At 42.4% G+C, this 18,579-nt stretch carries 20 protein-coding genes and 1 pseudogene; 8 read left to right on the top strand and 13 right to left on the bottom strand.

Annotation, left to right across the window (positions count from 1 at the left end; translation table 11 throughout):
• The first annotated feature begins 126 nt into the window (after positions 1–126).
• The gene (locus tag MC7420_RS35560) at positions 127–4,344 is read left to right on the top strand and encodes a PAS domain S-box protein (protein WP_006103278.1); all 4,218 of its coding nucleotides are present in this window, start codon (positions 127–129) and stop codon (positions 4,342–4,344) included.
• A gap of 180 nt (positions 4,345–4,524) precedes the next feature.
• Here the strand turns inward: MC7420_RS35560 and MC7420_RS22145 are convergent, their stop codons facing one another.
• Positions 4,525–5,718: a cysteine desulfurase family protein gene (locus MC7420_RS22145; RefSeq protein ID WP_006103240.1), complete on the bottom strand. Its 1,194-nt coding sequence runs from the start codon at positions 5,716–5,718 to the stop codon at positions 4,525–4,527.
• A 60-nt stretch (positions 5,719–5,778) separates the two neighbouring features.
• Between MC7420_RS22145 and MC7420_RS22140 the strand changes: the two genes are divergently transcribed.
• From MC7420_RS22140 to MC7420_RS43465, 6 genes are all read left to right on the top strand, one after another.
• Positions 5,779–6,327 (top strand): hypothetical protein, encoded by a 549-nt coding sequence (locus tag MC7420_RS22140; RefSeq protein ID WP_044208949.1) that lies wholly within the window; start codon positions 5,779–5,781, stop codon positions 6,325–6,327.
• Positions 6,308–6,985, top strand: coding sequence for a DUF4365 domain-containing protein (locus MC7420_RS22135; protein WP_232231759.1), 678 nt, complete (start codon positions 6,308–6,310; stop codon positions 6,983–6,985). Before MC7420_RS22140 ends, MC7420_RS22135 begins: the two co-directional genes overlap by 20 nt.
• Complete coding sequence (locus tag MC7420_RS22130; protein WP_006103312.1) at positions 6,982–7,530, top strand: hypothetical protein; 549 nt, start codon at positions 6,982–6,984, stop codon at positions 7,528–7,530. The genes MC7420_RS22135 and MC7420_RS22130 overlap by 4 nt, the downstream gene beginning before the upstream one ends.
• A 154-nt stretch (positions 7,531–7,684) precedes the next feature.
• Positions 7,685–8,188 (top strand): DUF4365 domain-containing protein, encoded by a 504-nt coding sequence (locus MC7420_RS22125; protein WP_044208946.1) that lies wholly within the window; start codon positions 7,685–7,687, stop codon positions 8,186–8,188.
• Positions 8,185–8,724: a hypothetical protein gene (locus MC7420_RS22120; RefSeq protein ID WP_044208943.1), complete on the top strand. Its 540-nt coding sequence runs from the start codon at positions 8,185–8,187 to the stop codon at positions 8,722–8,724. Before MC7420_RS22125 ends, MC7420_RS22120 begins: the two co-directional genes overlap by 4 nt.
• The gene (locus MC7420_RS43465; RefSeq protein WP_006103112.1) at positions 8,712–8,834 is read left to right on the top strand and encodes a hypothetical protein; all 123 of its coding nucleotides are present in this window, start codon (positions 8,712–8,714) and stop codon (positions 8,832–8,834) included. Before MC7420_RS22120 ends, MC7420_RS43465 begins: the two co-directional genes overlap by 13 nt.
• 23 nt (positions 8,835–8,857) lie before the next feature.
• Here MC7420_RS43465 and MC7420_RS40150 read toward each other — a convergent pair whose 3' ends face one another.
• The 11 genes and pseudogenes from MC7420_RS40150 to MC7420_RS42790 form a co-directional block, all read right to left on the bottom strand.
• On the bottom strand, positions 8,858–9,010 hold the full coding sequence (locus MC7420_RS40150; RefSeq protein WP_006103234.1) for a hypothetical protein: 153 nt from the start codon (positions 9,008–9,010) through the stop codon (positions 8,858–8,860).
• 173 nt (positions 9,011–9,183) lie between these two features.
• Positions 9,184–9,525: a DUF433 domain-containing protein gene (locus MC7420_RS22115; RefSeq protein ID WP_006103281.1), complete on the bottom strand. Its 342-nt coding sequence runs from the start codon at positions 9,523–9,525 to the stop codon at positions 9,184–9,186.
• Positions 9,526–9,773: 248 nt separating this feature from the next.
• Positions 9,774–10,844 carry a hypothetical protein gene (locus tag MC7420_RS22110; RefSeq protein ID WP_006103208.1) on the bottom strand — a complete coding sequence of 357 codons (1,071 nt, stop codon included), beginning with the start codon at positions 10,842–10,844 and terminating at the stop codon, positions 9,774–9,776.
• A gap of 62 nt (positions 10,845–10,906) precedes the next feature.
• Positions 10,907–11,308, bottom strand: coding sequence for a hypothetical protein (locus MC7420_RS22105; RefSeq protein ID WP_006098269.1), 402 nt, complete (start codon positions 11,306–11,308; stop codon positions 10,907–10,909).
• Between the two features lie 123 nt (positions 11,309–11,431).
• Positions 11,432–12,498 (bottom strand): ISKra4-like element ISMich2 family transposase gene (locus MC7420_RS22100; protein ID WP_157453276.1). Its coding sequence is split into 2 segments (ribosomal slippage): positions 11,432–12,342 and positions 12,342–12,498, totalling 1,068 coding nucleotides; the frame shifts between segments, so codons are not numbered across the junction.
• Positions 12,499–12,528: 30 nt separating this feature from the next.
• On the bottom strand, positions 12,529–13,926 hold the full coding sequence (locus tag MC7420_RS22090; RefSeq protein ID WP_006103154.1) for a DNA sulfur modification protein DndB: 1,398 nt from the start codon (positions 13,924–13,926) through the stop codon (positions 12,529–12,531).
• Positions 13,927–13,928: 2 nt separating this feature from the next.
• A complete protein-coding gene (locus tag MC7420_RS22085) occupies positions 13,929–14,612 on the bottom strand; it encodes a hypothetical protein (RefSeq protein ID WP_006103238.1) in 684 nt (227 codons plus the stop codon).
• A 46-nt stretch (positions 14,613–14,658) separates the two neighbouring features.
• Complete coding sequence (locus tag MC7420_RS22080) at positions 14,659–15,459, bottom strand: phosphoadenosine phosphosulfate reductase family protein (protein WP_044208936.1); 801 nt, start codon at positions 15,457–15,459, stop codon at positions 14,659–14,661.
• A 62-nt stretch (positions 15,460–15,521) separates the two neighbouring features.
• Positions 15,522–16,124, bottom strand: coding sequence for a Uma2 family endonuclease (locus MC7420_RS22075; RefSeq protein WP_006103214.1), 603 nt, complete (start codon positions 16,122–16,124; stop codon positions 15,522–15,524).
• Between the two features lie 62 nt (positions 16,125–16,186).
• Positions 16,187–16,789, bottom strand: coding sequence for a Uma2 family endonuclease (locus MC7420_RS22070; protein WP_006103205.1), 603 nt, complete (start codon positions 16,787–16,789; stop codon positions 16,187–16,189).
• Positions 16,790–16,847: 58 nt separating this feature from the next.
• Positions 16,848–16,955 (bottom strand): annotated as a pseudogene (locus tag MC7420_RS42790) (Uma2 family endonuclease); the annotation flags it as partial.
• 64 nt (positions 16,956–17,019) lie between these two features.
• Here MC7420_RS42790 and MC7420_RS22065 point away from each other — a divergent pair.
• On the top strand, positions 17,020–18,057 hold the full coding sequence (locus MC7420_RS22065) for an IS630 family transposase (protein WP_006097775.1): 1,038 nt from the start codon (positions 17,020–17,022) through the stop codon (positions 18,055–18,057).
• Here the strand turns inward: MC7420_RS22065 and MC7420_RS22060 are convergent.
• The gene (locus tag MC7420_RS22060) at positions 17,977–18,564 is read right to left on the bottom strand and encodes a Uma2 family endonuclease (RefSeq protein ID WP_232231762.1); all 588 of its coding nucleotides are present in this window, start codon (positions 18,562–18,564) and stop codon (positions 17,977–17,979) included. The two genes, MC7420_RS22065 and MC7420_RS22060, sit on opposite strands and share 81 nt — an antisense overlap.
• Positions 18,565–18,579: the final 15 nt, after the last annotated feature.

The raw sequence follows: 18,579 nt of genomic DNA, 5'->3' as shown, positions 1-18,579 counted from the left end.
ATCATCGCCCCAGCCAGCCAGTATGAAATATCCAGAGAAAAAATTAGATAAAACCCTGAAACAAGTCTAGAAATCTTGAATTAAATAGGAAGACAGAAAAACCGTTGGCTTCAGGAGCGCTTCTCCATGAGCATTGCTACTGCTTTTAAACTGAATCATAACAATGGTTTAGCGATCAATCGCTATCCTCTCACCGTGACACCTGATATCTCGGTGGAGGAGGCTTTAGCGCGGATGACTCAGACTCACAGCAGTTGTCTACTTGTACTAGCCAATCATCAACCGAATAGTCCGGTTGTAGGTATTTTTACTGAACGAGATACCGTGCAACTCATTGCTTCCGGTGTTGACTGGCGAACCTTATCTCTGGCGTCTGTGATGACGACTTCAGTGATGACGATCACAGAAACTGAAGCCCAAGATATCGTTACCGTGATTAATTGCCTGCGTCAGTATAAAATTCGTCATCTTCCGGTGGTGGGAGAGAGGGGAAATTTAATCGGTGTAATCACACCGCAAACGATTCGCGATGTTCTCCAACCCGTTGATTTACTTAACCACAAAAAAGTCTCCGATGTGATGGCTACCCGTGTGATTCACGCCATGGAGACAACTTCTATTTTGGAACTCGCACAACTGATGAATGCACAGCGAGTCAGTTGTGTGGTGATTGTCAAAGAGGCTGAATTTCCTGTTTCCCAGCAAAATTCAGTCAAGGCGGCTTTTGCAGAAACGTTACCAATAGCACAACCGAATTTCCTAAACCCGCCCCTACACACTCAAAACTTACTCCGCCCAATCGGTATTGTCACCGAACGGGATATTGTCCAGTTTGGCAACTTGGGATTGGATTTGGCAAACACCCCCGTTACCACCGTAATGAGTACCCCGCTATTACTCATTCAACCCACTGACTCGATTTGGAGTGCCCATCAACTCATGCAGCAGCATCGCGTGCGACGGTTGGTTGTCTCAGGTGAAGCCGGAGAATTGGCGGGTTTAATTACGCAGACACAGATCCTGAACACGATTAATCCCATTGATATTTATCAAACCGTGGATACCCTAGAACATTTGTTAGATCAGCAAACATCTCAATTGCGTCAGTTAAATCAACAACTGCGACAGGAAATTAGTAAGCGTGAATTACTGCAAGCCAAATTTCAATCCTCTGAAGCCAAAATCCGGGCTGTATTTGAGGCAATGACGGATATCGTTCTGGTGATTGATACTCACGATCACCAGATTCAAGAGGTTGAAGTTATTCCCACCGCTTCAAATTGTCTGTATGAGGATACAACATTTATAGATCAGATCATCCAGCGATTGTTGGGAGATCCCACCCAAACCGATTCAGTATGGGTGGAAACGATTCAACAGGCGATCGCCACCCAGCAAACCCTGACTCTAGATTACTGTCTGTGGCTACAGGGGCGAGAGGTTTGGTTTAGCGCCAGTATTTCCCCGATCGCGAAACACTCGGTTGTCTGGGTGGCGCGGGATATTAGCGATCGCAAACGGATGGAAGCTGAACTGCGAGAGAGTGAAGACTGTTTCCGTAAGGCGTTTAACTACGCGGCTAGTGGGATGGCGTTAGTCGCCCTCGATGGTTATTTTCTGAAAGTGAATCGTTACTTGTGTGAAATTCTGGGCTATTCCGAAGCCGAATTATTAGCCAAAACTTGCCCAGAAATCACCCATCCTAGTGATCTAGAAGCGGAACGTGATTATACCCGTCAACTCCTCAACGGTGAAATTCGTTACTACCATTTAGAAAAGCGATATATTCATAAACAGGGACATAGTATCTGGATTCTCTTGAGCGTTTCCCTGGTGCGAGATAGTCGGGGTAACCCGTTGTATAGTCTTGCTCAAATGCAAGATATTACCGAGCGAAAACAGATTGAAGAAGCCCTGCAAGGAAACCAAAGGTTGCTGCGTGCTATTACTCAGGCAAATCCCAGTATCTTGTATATTTATGACCGTATCAATAAGCAAATTCTTTACTTTAATCGCAAAATCCAGAACCTGCTTGGCTATACACCGGAAGACGTGATCCAGATGGAGGATGATCTTCTGGCGACGCTGATGCACCCCGATGATTTACCGGGAATTCTCCACCATTTTCAGCACTTGGAAACCGCCCAAACTGACCAGGTATTTGATTTAGAATATCGAATTAAGCACAAAAATGGGGAATGGCGCTGGCTGTCTAGTCGGGAGACAGTCTTTACCTGGAACCAGGAAGGGAAACCGGAGCAAATTTTAGGAACCGCCACTGATATTAGCGATCACAAACAAGCTGAAGCCGCCCTGCGGGAAAGTGAAGAACGATGGCAATTAGCGCTTCAGGGGAATCAGGATGGGATTTGGGATTGGAATATCACCACGGGGGAAGCCTTAATCTCTGATCGCTACTGCGAAATCCTGGAATACGATAACGATCAATTTAAACTTGATTTTCAGGGATGGCAAAACCATCTGCATCCTGATGATATTGGCTTGGTGAATCAGAGTCTACAAGATTACCTAGCGCAAAAAATACCCCATTACGCGATCGAGTATCGTCTACGCTGTCAGGATGGAACCTACAAATGGCTACACTCTCGCGCCCAAGCCCTCTGGGATGACGCCGGACATCCGGTGCGAATGGTGGGTTCTACCCGCGATATCACCGAACGCAAACAAGCCGAAGATCAACTCCGCTACCAGAAGGAACTTCTACAAACCATCTTTGACCATATTCCGGTGATGATTTGTTTTTATGATGCCACGGGTCATATTCGATTAGTTAACCGAGAAGTGGAACGGGTTTTAGGGTGGGATAAAGGTGAATTGGATACGATTGATTTGTTAACCGAATGTTATCCCAATCCAACAGATCGCCAGAAGGTTTTGGATTTTATGTTCGATGCGTCCGGAAAATGGCAAGATTTCAGCCTACAGACTAAAAACAGTCAAATTCTGGAAACCTCGTGGGCAAATATTCGCCTCAGTGATGGAACCAGTATTGGTATCGGACAAGATATCACGGATCGCAAACGGGCAGAAATTAAACTGAGAAAGAGTGAGGAACGCTGGCAATTAGCGCTCTCAGGTAATAATGATGGGATTTGGGATAATAATCTGATTACCAATGAGCATTTCTTATCGCCCCGTTGTCTAGAAATACTCGGATATGACTATGAGACTATCAATACGTTTGACAAATGGATGAGTTACATTCATCCAGATCATGTCTCCTTAGTTCAGGACACCTTTCAACGGCATATTAACAGGGAAACACCTGATTATTCCCTAGAGTATCAGATGCGCTGTCAAGATGGAAGTTATAAATGGGTGTTGGTGCGGGGACAGGCACATTGGGACGAGTTAGGCAATCCCGTCCGCGCTGTTGGTTCAATTACAGATATCACCGAGCGCAAGCAGGCGGAGGAACGAGAGCGGCAAAAAACACGGGAGTTAGAATTCACTCTCAATCAATTAAAACGCACTCAAACCCAACTGATTCAAGCGGAAAAAATGTCGTCGTTGGGACAAATGGTGGCGGGAATTGCCCACGAAATTAATAATCCCACCAGTTTTATCTATGGGAATATCGAGCCTGCGACGGAGTATGCTCAAACCCTACTCCACTTAGTCCAGCTTTATCGACAGCACTATCCGCAACCTGTCAGCGCGATCGCGGAAGAACTCGATACTATAGATGTTGATTTTATTGCCTACGATTTCCCCAAACTACTAGCCTCTATGGAAGAGGGGGCGAATCGAATCATTAAGATTGTCCAATCCTTACGCAATTTTTCGCGTTTGGATGAAGCGGAGTGCAAGCAGGTCAATATTCAGGAAGGGATTGATAATACGCTGTTACTCTTACAGCACCGACTTAAAGAACAATCCCATCGTCCTCAGATTCAGGTGATTAAAGAGTATTGTCAATTACCAAAGCTTAAATGTTATCCGGGTCAGCTAAATCAGGTGTTTATGAATATCCTCAGTAATGCCATTGATGCGCTAGAGGAGAAACTGGAAACTGACCTCGACTTTGAACCCAAAATTTGGATTCGCACGGCTGTGATTCCCGGTGAGGAAGGGTCTAAGGATAGCGAGAATCAGGGTGGTTCAAAGGTGGTAATTTATATGGGAAACAGTGGTGCAGAAATACCAACCGAGGTTTATCAACGCATATTTGATCCATTCTTTACCACAAAACCTGTAGGTAAGGGAACGGGTTTAGGATTATCCATCAGTTATCAGATTGTCGTGGAACGCCATGGGGGTGAGTTGCGCTGCGATTCGACTCCCGGTCAAGGAACGGAGTTCGCGATCGAATTACCAAGTTAGTGATCTAAGTATAGCAACCGCCATAGCTGTTAAGCTGTTCGGCATTTAAATTGGGATACCTAAAACCCTGAAAGGCAACAGGCAACAGGCAACAGGCAACAGGCAACAGGGAATACACAATTTAAATGCGTTTGTAGAGACGTTGCATGCAACGTCTCTACAATGGTGCTTGGTTTTTGTTTAATTTCCATCAATAGCTTGACGAATTTTGCTAACGGCTGTTGACAAAATTTCAGCGGCTTGACTAATTTCTGTATCTGTGGTAAATTTGCCCAAACCGATACGTAATGCCCCTTCTATTAAATTATCCGATAAGTTTATCGATCGCAGTACATGGGATGGTGTTTCAACCCCGGACGTACAGGCGGAACCTGTGGAGATGGCGAGTTGGGAACGGATTCTGGCAATCACTGCACTATTGGGAATATCAGGAATAGAAATATGGAGATTCCCAGCAAGGCGGTGAGTCGTGTCGCCATTAATAACGACGTCGGTAATGCTGTCTTGCAGCAGGGTTTGGAGTTTGTCTCTAGAGGATGCGATCGCGTTTTCATCGTCTGCCATTTCTAACTGACGCAGGCGACAGGCTTCACCTAAACCGACAATACCCGGAACATTAAGTGTACCCGATCGCATACCGTTCTGATGACCTCCACCCCAGAGAATCGGTTCTAGGGGATATTTTTTTCGCACCACTAATGCGCCTGAACCTTTGGGTCCATAGAGTTTATGGGCGGAGATGGCGAGGTAGGTGATCCCCCAGTCGTGAAAATTGATCGGGATTTTTCCGACGGCTTGGGATGCATCACAGAGGAAGGGAATTCGATAGGTTTGGGCAATTTGTCCGATATTTTGGATCGGATAAATTGTGCCAATTTCGTTATTGGCTGCCATAATACACAGCAAGGAAATGCCGTTTTTACAGGTGTTTTCCAGATAATCCAAGTCGAGTCTACCTTGGGAGTCAACCTGAAGATTGATAATTTCGGCTAATCCTTTTTTTGCGAGGGTATTGCAGGTGTCTAAAACGGCTTTATGTTCCACTGGGGAGACAGCAAGGCGGGGTATTTTTGAGGTATTACTATGGTGTAATCTAACGAATCCTTGCAGGGCGAGGTTAATGCTTTCAGTTGCGCCAGAGGTGAAGATAATTTCCTTGGCGGATGATCCGATTAAGTTAGCGATATGAGTTGCGGCTTGGGAGACGGCTTGTTCGGCTTCATCCCCATAAGTGTGGTCAATGCTGCTAGCGTTACCAAAGACGGTAGTCATGTAGTGTAGCATTTGGGTTGCCACTCTGGGGTCAGTGGGGGTGGTGGAGTGGTAGTCGAGGTATATGGGGCGGGATTGGCTAGACTGCTGGGATAGGGGCATAATTTAATTCGGGATAACTCTGAAAAATTTGATGCAACAGATAGAAGCCGGAGGAAATTTATGAAAGCCATTATCTCAGATATCGATATTCTTAGTCATCTAGAACCCCAAAAGATGCAAGCTTATCTGCAAGCAACAGGTTGGCACGAGCGCAACCGCATTCCTGATAAGGTTTCGATTTGGACAAGGGATACTTTCTCGGAAGACAAATTTAAAATTCAGTTACCTGTAGACCAATATTTTGATGATTATCCGCGCCGGATGTATGAAATTATAGGGATTTTAGAGAAGACAGAACGTCGTTCTCAACTGGAAATTATTAGCGAACTGATTACGACTGCTAACAATCTGGTGATTCAAGGAGTTGTCATAAAGATTCATACGCCCAATGCTGATCAATTAAGCGGAACGATTGTCATTTTAGGGGTGGTGTGTAATCAACTTCTGGAAATTCAGATGGAGTTGTTTAACCATGAGTACATTCTTGCTATAAAAGCCTATCAAGAACGGCTGCCTATTGTCTGTACAGGAGATTTAGTTAAAGAAGATAGCGGCTTTGTGCTGAAAAATATCCATAATTTTGCTCTAGATGAGTCGTGGAAAAACTAAACGGGAATGCTTTGCGATCGCGTTTTCATATTCGGTTATTTTCAACTGGCGCAGGCGACAGGTTTCGCCTCAGCCAACAAGAGTTGAGAGTTCATTGCTTAGGGACAAGATTCGGGTAAAATACTCGGATAACTGGGTAGAAGGTTTAATCAGGGTGAATATTAACATCCAAAAAGAAGAATTCAGCTATGCTTATGTTTATGCGATCGCCTCAGCCGCAGGTTATTCCTTCCAGAGAACAACTACGCCCTTAGATCAACTGGGAATTGACCTAATCTTTACAGGAATTGGTGTGCAGGGAATAATGGGGAATCCTCAGCTTTACGTTCAACTCAAATGTACTTCAAGGGCAATGCTAGATACAAATTATCTGAAGTATCCACTCAAAGTTAAGAATTATGAAGAACTGAGAGTTACCCAGCAATATCCACCTCTAATCCTCGTGGTTGTTGTAGTACCTGATAACATTAATGACTGGTTATATCAATCAGAAGAGGAACTCTGTCTTAAACGTTGTGGTTACTGGATATCCCTAGCTGGAGAAACATCGACAGAGAATCAGGAAACTGTAACTGTATCTATTCCTAGAGTAAATAGATTTACGGTGAATTCCCTAACAAGTCTTATGCAATGTATCGCCAGAGGAGAAGCTCTATGAATGTTACCGTAAAGGATATCAATATTCTGCAATCAATCCAACCTCAACAAGTAGCGAACTACTTACAAAATCACGGCTGGCATCAACAGAACTATTTGGAGAATAAAGCTTCAACTTGGATACAAGAAAATGAGACAGGAGAGTCGGTGACTATTCTGTTACCCCTGAATCAGGGTATACCGGGTTTTCCGGTTTCTATGAGTGTTATTTTGGAAACACTGGAAAAACAGGAAAATCGTTCTCAACTTGAGATTATTGGCGAACTCATTACTACAGCTAATAATATAAAAATCCAGGGAATTGTTCGGCAAATTCATGCTCCTAATACTGACCAATTAAGTGGAAATATTATCATCTTTGGTGTAGTATTTGATCAACTTCGGGAAATTAAGATGGAGTTGTTTAACCATGAGTACATTCTTGCTATAAAAGCCTATCAAGAACGGTTTCCTATTTTCTGTACAGGAGATTTAGTTAAAGAAGATAGCGGCTTTGTGCTGAAAAATATCCATAATTTTGCTCTAGATGAGTCGTGGAAAAACTAAACGGGAATGCTTTGCGATCGCGTTTTCATATTCGGTTATTTTCAACTGGCGCAGGTGACAGGTTTCGCATAAGCCCAAAAAAGTTGAGAGTTCATTGCTTAGGGACAAGATTCAGGTAAAATACTCTGTTAACTGGGTAGAGGGTATAATCAGGGTGAATATTAACATCCAAAAAGAAGAATTCAGTTATGCTTATGTTTATGCGATCGCCTCAGCTGCAGGTTACTCGTTCCAATTGGCACCAAGACCCTTGGACATGGATGGCATTGATGCAATTATCGCCGCTACCGCTGCGCCGGGAGTAATGCGTCGTCCCCGACTAGAAGTGCAGATAAAATGCACGTCACAAGATGTACTGGGTACTGAGGAAATTAAGTATCCTCTCAGCGTGAAAAACTATGACGATTTAAGATACGATGAACCCTACAATACCCGAATTTTAGTTGTAGTTTTAGTTCCAGAAAATCCCGCTGATTGGTTGCATCAGTCGGAAAGGGAACTGTGTTTGAGACGATGCGGTTACTGGGTGTCATTGCAAGGTCAGCCTGCTATATCTAATCAAACATCTGTCACTGTCTCAATTCCACGCCAAAATGTTTTTACGGCTGATGCCCTAAAAAGGATTATGGACAGTCTGGAAAAAGGAGAAACGTTATGAAACCAACGATTCAAAATGTGGATTTACTACTGGGTATACAACCGACAGAAGTGGCTAAATATTTACAATCTCATGGTTGGCAGAAACAAAGTCAGATAAAGGAGAAAGCTTCAATTTGGACATTGCCAGCCAACTCCGAGCCAGAATTTGAGATAGTTTTACCCTTGAAACCTGAAATTCCTGGTTTTGCGTTACGCCTTTATGAGGTGGTGCAAACGCTAGAACTTGTGGAAAATCGTTCGTACTTTCAAATCTTAGGTGATTTAGTCACTCAAGCTACGAATATTCACGTTCAGGGAATTATTACTCAGTTGGACAAGTTTGGTGAAGCTGAACGTGTGATTTTGATGGGGTGTGCTGTCGGGAAGTTCCGTAAAATTAAGTTTGATTTAACAGCAGCAGACTATCCCTTCGCTGTTAAAGCTTATCAAGAACGCTTGCCAGTAGTGTGTACGGGGGATTTAGTTAAAGCGAACGAGCTTTTTGTTCTGAAAAATATCCGTAATTTTGCTCTAGATGAGTCATGGAAAAACTAAACTGGAGTGGTTGGCGATCGCAAGGCAGTGGATTCGGAGAGTTACCCAGAGTGCTAATGCACGATGGTAGCGTAACACAGCTAAAATGGTGGAATAGATTTTATGGTTAAATCGGGCGCACGTCGGTGCGCCCCTACGGTTTCCGGGCGTAAGCGTCATCCACAAAATTAGGTGGAATGGCACTGAAATAAGCATTATGAGATCGCCAAAACCCTTGATATACCGTAGGGTGGGCATTGCCCACCCGATTTAAGTCAGTGACATTCAAATTAGGTGTACCCGCCACTAGAGCTATTAGCTACCTTAAAGGGATGTGAATAATTTGGTCTTGAAATTCATTTTATTCGGCTGCTAGAGCAATGAAAATTAAGTTGTCAATAATTGCTCCAATTTCTGCTCTAGGGCGAAGTACAAAGATTCCTGGAATATGACAACCTTGGGATAAATGGTCAGTTAAATTTAATTTGCATTGAGAGCAACTTTTCCTGGTTCTTGCTCGGCTTTTAATTTAAGCAGTCTGACGACAGCAGGGGGAGGATTTTTATCCTGCTCTTGTTCGGATTGTAAGCAATACTCTAACCAGTTGCCTATATAGTTACTTACTGTTTCTTTATGATGCAGGTAGTAAAGAATTGTGGCATAAACTTGCTCTAGAGTTAACGAGGAATAAGTTTGGGCTATTTCTTCGGCTGTACGGCGGCGATAGATGTATTCGTACAGGATGGTTTCAATTCCAATCCGTGTGCCTTTGATACGAATGTCATCAGGGGTAATGAAGTCTAAGTAGTCTTCTAGTTGCATAAGTCAATCGTTTAAGATGTTAATTACTTATATTTAGGCTCAATCACTTGGCTTTATATTCTTAGCAGTGCGGTATTACTGGTGTTTAGACTAACCCATGATAAATGATGCCTGGGAACCTGGGAGGAAACTAGATCAGGGCACGATAATATCGTGCCCCTACCCAATCAATTATCCCTAAGCTGTGGTAGGGACACGGCATTGCCGTGTCCTATTATCACCATCGTAGTCTAAACTCCAGTTTAAAGTTATTCATTTAAGATTCCTCCTTCAGTTTCATCGGCTGGAGAAGCTAATAGACGGTTTAAGATTTTATCGGCTTTAGCAAACTCTCCGAGACTAGCAGAGATATTCTGCTTACACTTTTCACGGACTTCGGTTTTTACGGACTCACATCGTTGCTTGACAATTTCATCAATTTCATCTTCTGGTTTACGTTCACCAAGTAACCTAGCTCGAAGCAGTTGCAGTTCCTGCTTAAATTCTGCTGAATTTAGTGTTGTATTGACAGCCGCTTCTATATATTCCTCTCTAAGTTGGAGTACACTATTAATTAGATTCGGTAAATAATCTCTGTAGGCTTTTGCCAATGATGGTTCACTGGATGTGTTTAGTCTATCTAGAAGGACTTTGTAAGCATACTTTGAGTGAACAATTTCTAAAATTGCATAGCGAAAGAAGATCCATTGTCTTTCATTGAGTTCTTTAACGCTCTGCGCCAGAAGTCCTCGCAAACTTAATTGATTAGCGTCAAATACTCTAGCTCTTGGCTCCTTAACGAAACCTGTCAGAATGCGATGTTCTGTATCCGAACCAGAAGAAAAATAGGCATTGAGTAAATCAATATAGAGATTGGAGACAAATGCAATAACCTGACAGCGTTTATCGTAGGGTGTGTTTACTTCAGCTTCGAGGAGCAACTCAACAACAGAATGAACAGTCATTAAATAGCCAAGCTGGAACGCTTGGGTGGAAACTGTATCAAAAATCCACTTGCCACAGTTAAGTAACTCTTTTCTGTCTGATTCATTACCTTCCGTTGAGAAGAATTTGTCATAGTCAATACGAAAAAGCCTCGCCGCTCTTCGCTCTTTTATCTCTTCTTCCCGTTGATTAAGGGCAGAAGCGGTGGCAAGGGCGTCCTCAAGCTGATTGGTGATGTAATCGTTAGCCGATTGTCCTTCTTGAATAAGCTTTGCTTCCCGTTCACGAAGACGCTTAATGTGTTCTTCAAAAACGTTTCTGGCGTTAGTGCCTTCAAATAAAAGACTGTAGCACTTTCGCTGTATCGGATCTCCTCTTAATGGGGAGCATCCCATTTTGGAAAAGAGAGAAAAGTTATTCGCGACTATAACTCGCGAATAATTACTTAATCTAAATATTAGATATCTTCTTGCTCAGAGTCAAAAGAAATATCTAGTAAGCTATTTTTAAGAGAATCAATAGTTTTTTGTAATTCGGACACTATCGTTCTTCTGGCGACAGACATCACAGAAGCAACATGGGCTTCACATCCAGCCTTACCTAAGTGCTTATATTTACTTAACTTGTGTGTGTCACTTGTGGTTGTGAAAGTGGGTGAACTAGCCTGTAGTTTGTAGTACCAGTAAACTTTTTGTGACTGTCGGACTTGATAACGTGCTACCCAAGCATCTGCTGGGGCGAGTTTTCCTTGACGCTCAAAGAAACTTTGGTAGGTTTCAAGACTAGCAATTGCCGTCTGTAAACGAGTTATTCTTTCCAGCTTATCGTGTTGTGACTTTCTGGAAACCCTTTTGCCCATTTTTCTATCTCCATGATGATATATTCGCCATTCTAACTCGCGAATTTATCAAAAATGGGCGGTACTTCAAGTCCTTATATCAATTCTCTGTAAAAATGCGCTTAATAATTAGGGAAGTTGGCATTAAATAGCCAGTTGACCGTTTAAATAAGCACAACGAAGTTGTAAAATGTTAACCACGTTTTCTTTGAGCCACTGGGCGCCAGTTAGTTTAACACGATGGCTAATTTGTTTGACGGCTGACTCGACGGCTCCGCTGCCAATTGAACAAATTTGTTCCTGTTGATAAGATTGATAATTGATTAACCTTTGACGGTGCTTGTTTAGATAGCTAATAAAGTTGTTTCCTCCTAGGGGTTGAGCTGACTTCAACAACTTTATCGCCTCGGATGCCTGTCCCGTCCACAGGTCAGCTTCTAACTGGTCTTTGATAGATTTTTTGGTTTCTATTTTATGCAGGTTTTCGGTCAGGTGATACCAGTCTAAAACTTCGATTCTATCCTTATTCTCCCCAATTTCGGCAAAGATGTTCCATATCCCATCATGTCCATCCCCTAAACAGTACAAGGGTGAGGTTAATGTTTGACTATTTATCCAATCCGTTAAAGATAGATTATCTTGAAAGAAAGCTCCGTAATAAATTCCTTGTAAGCGAGCTGTTTTATATTCTTGCCAAAAACTCGGTTCTCCTTTCTCTGCCGTCCTCAAGCGAATTTTTCCGCCATCAACGCTTATCTCTGATAATCCTTGTTTGAGATCCGGAAGCGGTAATTCAATTTGATTCACTTTCCGATGATGCGTGGAGTGACCAACTTTTAGCCCCGTTAACAAATACAAATCACTCTCCGCATTTTGATAAGATTCATTGGCGCTTAAAAGAAGACAGCATTTTTCTAGCAAAGGGCTATGGCGTGTATAGGCTTCTATCCCTAAAGCATCTGCTTGTTTTTTGGTAATCTTTAGTTTTCCCAGGCAGCTTTTTAGGGTTCGGGTTTTCCCGCGTCGGGTTTGGGTTTTTTGGGTGATAAAAAAAGGGCGATTTGGGGACTAACGTATTCTAAAATTTGGTTTCTGACTGTAATTTCGATGTCAGCTAGGGTTTCTAAACTGTCTGTGTCACTATTGTTGTACAGAATCTCACTTGCTCGTCTTAAACAAGCTTCCAGTTCCAGGCGTTCGGCTTGGTTCATCAGTAAACTTTGTGAATATCTCCATCTATATTATGTCACCTTGAGTCGTTCAAGTATACACGGAGATTTAATTCGCGAGTAATAACCGCGAATTAAAAATCGACCTTTCCCGGCTATTTGCCAAAATGGGATGCTCCCTCTTAATGCCGGATCTAATAAGCGAGTGCGTAACGCTCTCATTTCCGAGTTGTGTGCTGCAAACGGTTTGAACCCGTCAAAAAGTGGCAGCATTACCAAATCTGTAACTTCTGCTAAAAGTTGGACAGCTTGTTGAACTTCATCAGGAGGATAGTATTTTCCTGAACGGCGGGATAAGGAAGACCATTTTTCCAGTGGCGTTCCAATAAGAATTGAAGCTGGGCGATCTGAATTTTGTGTTCTTCTGCCGTCTGTTATATCTTGTGTTTGTTCCAGGTTGAAAGCTGCTGGTACACCGAAAGATGCGGCGGCATGCATTTTATGTAAAGCTACGGCAGATGTATATTCAAGTTGACCAGCAACAACTTCAGTTTTTCGGTGTTGAGCTTCGGAGACGGCATCACCAAATGCAAAAGAGTAAATTCGAGCAATTGAAGCTTCTGATTCACCACGACCTTTGAGTTTGGATAATGTTTCTCGCATCATCCTTGCTGAAAAGTCTTCGTCATCTAGGAGGAGTTCCCGTGATTGACTAACAGGTTTAGCATTCTTATTGACAACCAAAAATATTTCTCGGCAGACTGCCTTGAGATCGATGCCTTTTTGTTTGTAGTATTCATTCCCGTCATGTAAATCGGGGAAGAAAACAATACAGATAGGCAACTCAATATTTTTTATTTGATTTTCCTTTAAAGAAAGATGATTGTAAAAAGCAGCATAACTGTTTCCCGACCAACTGTCATTAATCTGTCGGTGTAAAGCTAAAACTGCCATAGCCCGATGTTGACCATCTACGATGATGAAGGCAGTTTTTTGTCGATTATATCTGATTAATCCCAGAGGGCTAATTTGATTTTCAATTACGGCTTTTTCAAAATCAAATAAATCACCAAAGCTGAGAGAATATTCACTTTGGTTTTTGGGCTGAGGATAATAAGACTGTATTCCAGTAACTTCTGATTTTTTGGGAGCGAGAACAGCTAATATCGGTGGAAAAAATCTAGCAAAAGCACCTGATTCTCCTAGCAAATAGGGGATGAGATCGTGAGCAACACGAGAATCATCAAGGTCACGCTGTAGAAGCTCATCAAAAGTTAGTTCCTCAATATTGAAGACTTCACGCCACGGTACCATTTGAGAGGCTAGGGCATTCTCCCAGCTTCCCTCCGAGCCTGGTTTCATTTTTGTTAATAAAAATTGAGCGCGTACACGATTCTCTTCAGAACCGATAGCAAATTCCCCGTAAGTTCCATAAATTGGGTCTTTTTGAACCCCAAAGCTAAATGACATAATTAGCGCCTCCCACAGATTGGATCTGAGACAAGTTGTAGAAGCTTTTCCAGAGCGCGTCTAGAAGCCGTTTCTAATTTAGGATCATCATAATCCGAACCAATATCAGAAGGAAAAGAGTTTGTCGGAAATATATGTACCATCAAGTCCCGTGGAGCTATCTTTCTTACCCTGGCTTCCAAAGCAAATGAGTGGTAAAGATTTAATTTATCCATTGTTGATTGAACAGTAGCATGAGGAAAAAGATTTAAGTATTTACTTACTGAAGAGTTGTTATCCCACATTGCATCTAAAGACAAATAGTGCTGAGTGTAAACTCTGGTGTATAAATCCTTGGCAATGCCAATATAAATAGGTCTTGTAAAAGAATACACTGCATCCGAATTTAAAAAATCAACCAGAAATTGTTCAGCATAATCAATAACTTCATTAAGCACGTCTATAGGGGACTCTCTCTCAGCACCATAAACAACATTCACGGGAGATTTAGAGACTAAACGAATCCCATATCGCATCTGAATTTCTGTCTTGATTTCTCCTGGAACTTCAAGAAATGAAGCAATTGTCTGACTGACCGCACGGGTATCTCTAGCAAGTGGTCTATAGTACCAAGCATACAAACCTGGCACAGATGGAATTCTTGCAATTTGCATCCCTCCCTGAAATTGCCACTGTTTTCTCTGCATCTACTCACCAGATAAGGTAACAAGTTTATAACAACTTAATTTTTGTTTATAAATGACAAGCCAAGCAAGGTAGTTCATCATCTTCCTCATCTAAAACTGCCTCCAATGCCTCAGCTAATGGTCGATTAGGATCTGCTTTTTTCTCCCTAGCCATTGCCTTCTCATGTTGAGCAATGATTTCATCCTTGCGCTCAAGTAGTTCTAAAAGAGTCTCTCCCTCTGTCCAAGTGTAAGTTCTTCCGTCACTGTGGTTTTGCTCATATCTAACCGCCTCATCAAACAACTCTCGATGCTCTTCTGCCAGTCTAACCCATTCATATTTGCGCTGGAAGAAACAGAAGAAGCAGCCAGAGCGACTGCGCCATCGATAATAGTCTGGTAATCCAATTCCGCTTTCCTCAAGGAGACGGATAATATCTGCCTTAACTAGCCCCCGCTCCTTGAACGGAAAGACTGGCTTGATATTGGGTTTTGTAGAGATGTATCCATCACGACTTTCGTCAGCCCGGATACCAATGTAACTGATGGCTTCGTCATCACCCACAAACTTCTCTAACGGGAGAATCTTCATCTGCTTGGTACACCAGCGCATCTTGGGAGAAGGAAGTACCCCCCCATAGACATCAAGCCAGTGGTCAAACCCACGCTTGGCACTGAGGTAATGGATTTTGATTCCTAAACGTGCTTTGATGCGATCAAGATACTCGCGGGTCTCCGGCAGTTCCTTGTGAGTGTCACAAAAAAAATATTCCATCTCTGGAATCTCCTTGTGCAACAGGACGGCCAGGGCTGTGCTATCTTTACCGCCGGATAGACCGAGAATGTGTCTGACTGGTTTATGGCTCATATTCTCGATTGTGATACTTTTTCAGAATTTGGGCAATATGCCAGCGCTCGCGTCCTGAAAATTCACCAAATTTTGCTTAAATCCAGCACAAATCCGGGTAATACCGACTCACCGCTAATCGTAGCTGGATTATCTAGACATTCCACCGCCACTCTTGGACGATAGATATAAACCTGTCGCTTTTTGCGATCAATCAGCCAACCTAACAGCGCCCCATTGTCAATATAGTCCTGCATCTTAGTTTTGAGCGGTGTCAAATTATCAGAAGCCGATCGCAGTTCTACCACAAAATCAGGACAGATGGGAGCAAAGGTTTGCTGCTGTTCGGGAGTCCGGGCGTTCCACTGTTCCAATTTCACCCAAGCCGCATCAGGGGAAACCTTGGCACCATTAGGAAGCGTGAAGCCTGTACTAGAATCAAAATAAATTCCCGTTCCGTCACGCTCTGCCCAAATTCCCAACTGCACAATCAACTTAGCATTGCGATTTCCTGTGTCTGATCCGGTGGGAGGCATAATCAGCAATTCTCCTGTCGCCGTGCGTTCAATTCGCAAGTCGCGATTAATTTGACAGAACTCGAAAAACTGCTCATCTGTTAGATTAATTATCGGCTGTAAATGTAACACCAACGGAGAATTTTCTACTTGAGTCGTTGCTTCAGTCATTGTCATGGCACAAATCCTTGGCGGCTGTTATGAAATAGTAGGACACTCTCCCTAATTTACCCTCACCAAATTTTGCTTAAATCCAGCACAAATCCGGGTAATACTGGATCACCACTTACTGTTGCCGGATTATCCAAACATTCCATCGCGACTCCTGGGCGATAAATATAAACCTGTCGCTTTTTGCAGTCAATCAGCCAACCTAACAGCGCACCATTGTTAATGTACTCCTGCATCTTGGTTTTGAGCGGTGTCAAATTATCAGAAGCCGATCGCAGTTCCACCACAAAATCAGGACAGATGGGAGCAAAGGTTTGCTGCTGTTCGGGAGTCAGGGCGTTCCACCGTTCCAATTTCACCCAAGCCGTATCAGGGGAAACCTTTGCACCATTAGGAAGCGTGAAGCCTGTACTAGAATCGAAATAAATTCCCATTCCGTCACGCTCTGCCCAAATTCCCAACTGCACAATCAACTTAGCATTGCGATTTCCTGTGTCTGATCCGGTGGGAGGCATAATCAGCAATTCTCCTGTCGCCGTGCGTTCAATTCGTAAGTCGCGATTAATTTGACAGAACTCGAAAAACTGCTCATCGGTCAGATTAATTATCGGGTGTAAATGCAACACCAACGGAGAATTTTCTACTTGAGTCGTTGCTTCAGTCATTGTCATGGCAATCCTTGGTGGCTGTTGTGAAATAGTACAGCACTCTCCCTAGCTACCCTCACCAAATTTTGCTTAAATCCAATACAAATCCGGGTAATACTGGATCGCCACTTACTGTTGCCGGATTATCCAAACATTCCACCGCGACTCCTGGGCGATAAATATAGCAGCCCTAAATAGGTCGCAACAGATATAATAGTAATAATACATCCCTAGTAAAAAGACAAAAGATGAACATTATAGATGAATTGGCTAATTTTATCAATCAGACAAAAGAGACCAAAGAAATTAAAAGAGCCTTGGCGGTAAAAATGATTTTGGAAGGAAAATCTTATCGTGAAGTCAAAGAAATATTAAAAGTTTCTCACAGTTTTATCAGCCAATGGAAAAATCAAGCGCTTTTTCAGGGTGTAGAAAGTTTAAAGCTTCAATATAAAGGTAGAGCAGGTTACTTAAAATCTGAAGAAAAAGAGCAAACAATTCAGTGGTTGAGAGAACAAGATTATCTAAGATTATCAGACTTGCAGAAGTATTTGCAGGAGCAATATAATGTAGTTTTTGAGTCCAATCAAAGTTATTATAGCTTATTTAAAGAGGCTCAAGTGAGTTGGAAAAAGACTCAAAAAAAGAATCCGGCTAAAAATGATGAATTAGTCAAAGCTAAAAAAAAAGAAATAGAGGCAAGGCTAGAAAAATGGAAACCGGAAATAGAAGCTGGAAGCCGGACGGTGCTTATGCTTGACGAATGTCATCTGCTGTGGGGTGATTTGTTAGGTTATGCGTGGGGAAGAACAGATGCAAGAATAGAAGTCCCTCTCAAAAATGAAAAAGAAAGACAGACTTATTATGGGGCTTTAGATTATCAAACCAAAGAGTTTATAGTCAAAGAATATAAAAGTGGAAACAGCGAAAATACAATCGATTTCATCGAATATTTACAAAGGAAACGACCCGGGAAAAAATTATCGATATTTTGGGATGGTGCAACTTACCATGATTCCAAGCAGTTTCGAGAATACTTAAAGACAATTAATCAAGATTTATCAGAGGAAGACTGGTTGATAAGTTGTACAAAATTTGCTCCGAACGCTCCCGAACAAAATCCAGTCGAAGATATTTGGTTGCAAGTTAAAACTTTCATTAGACAATTTTATCATCTTTGCAGCTCTTTTAAAATAGTTAAGTGGTTATTTAAGTTTTTTGCTGATGGTCAAATATTCGATTTTCCCAAAATATTTCAGTATGGAAAATTGCCACAATCTATTTAGGATTGCTATATAAACCTGTCGCTTTTTGCAGTCAATCAGCCATCCTAACAGCGCCCCATTGTCAATATACTCCTGCATCTTAGTTTTGAGCGGTGTCAAATTATCAGAAGCCGATCGCAGTTCCACCACAAAATCAGGACAAATCGGCGCAAATGTTTTCTGTTGTTCAGGAGTCAGGGCGTTCCACCGTTCTAGTTTCACCCAAGCCGCATCAGGGGAAACCTTTGCACCATTAGGAAGCGTAAAGCCAGATGATGAGTCAAATTCAATTCCCGTACCATCAGCATCTGTCCAATTTGCTAATTGCTGATTCAACTTAGCATTGCGATTTCCCGTGTTTGATCCAGTGGGGGGCATAATTAGTAATTCTCCTGTCGCCATGCGTTCAATTCGCAAGTCGCGATTAATTTGACAGAACTCGAAAAACTGCTCATCTGTCAGATTAATTATCGGCTGTAAATGTAACACCAACGGAGAATTTTCTACTTGAGTCGTTGCTTCAGTCATTGTCATGGCACAAAT

Origin of the sequence: Coleofasciculus chthonoplastes PCC 7420 (assembly GCF_000155555.1) — a bacterium.
GTDB classification, from domain to species: Bacteria; Cyanobacteriota; Cyanobacteriia; order Cyanobacteriales; family Coleofasciculaceae; genus Coleofasciculus; species Coleofasciculus chthonoplastes_A.
The sequence above is the reverse complement of the archived record's forward strand: the minus strand, read 5'-3'. Positions and strand labels throughout refer to the sequence as shown.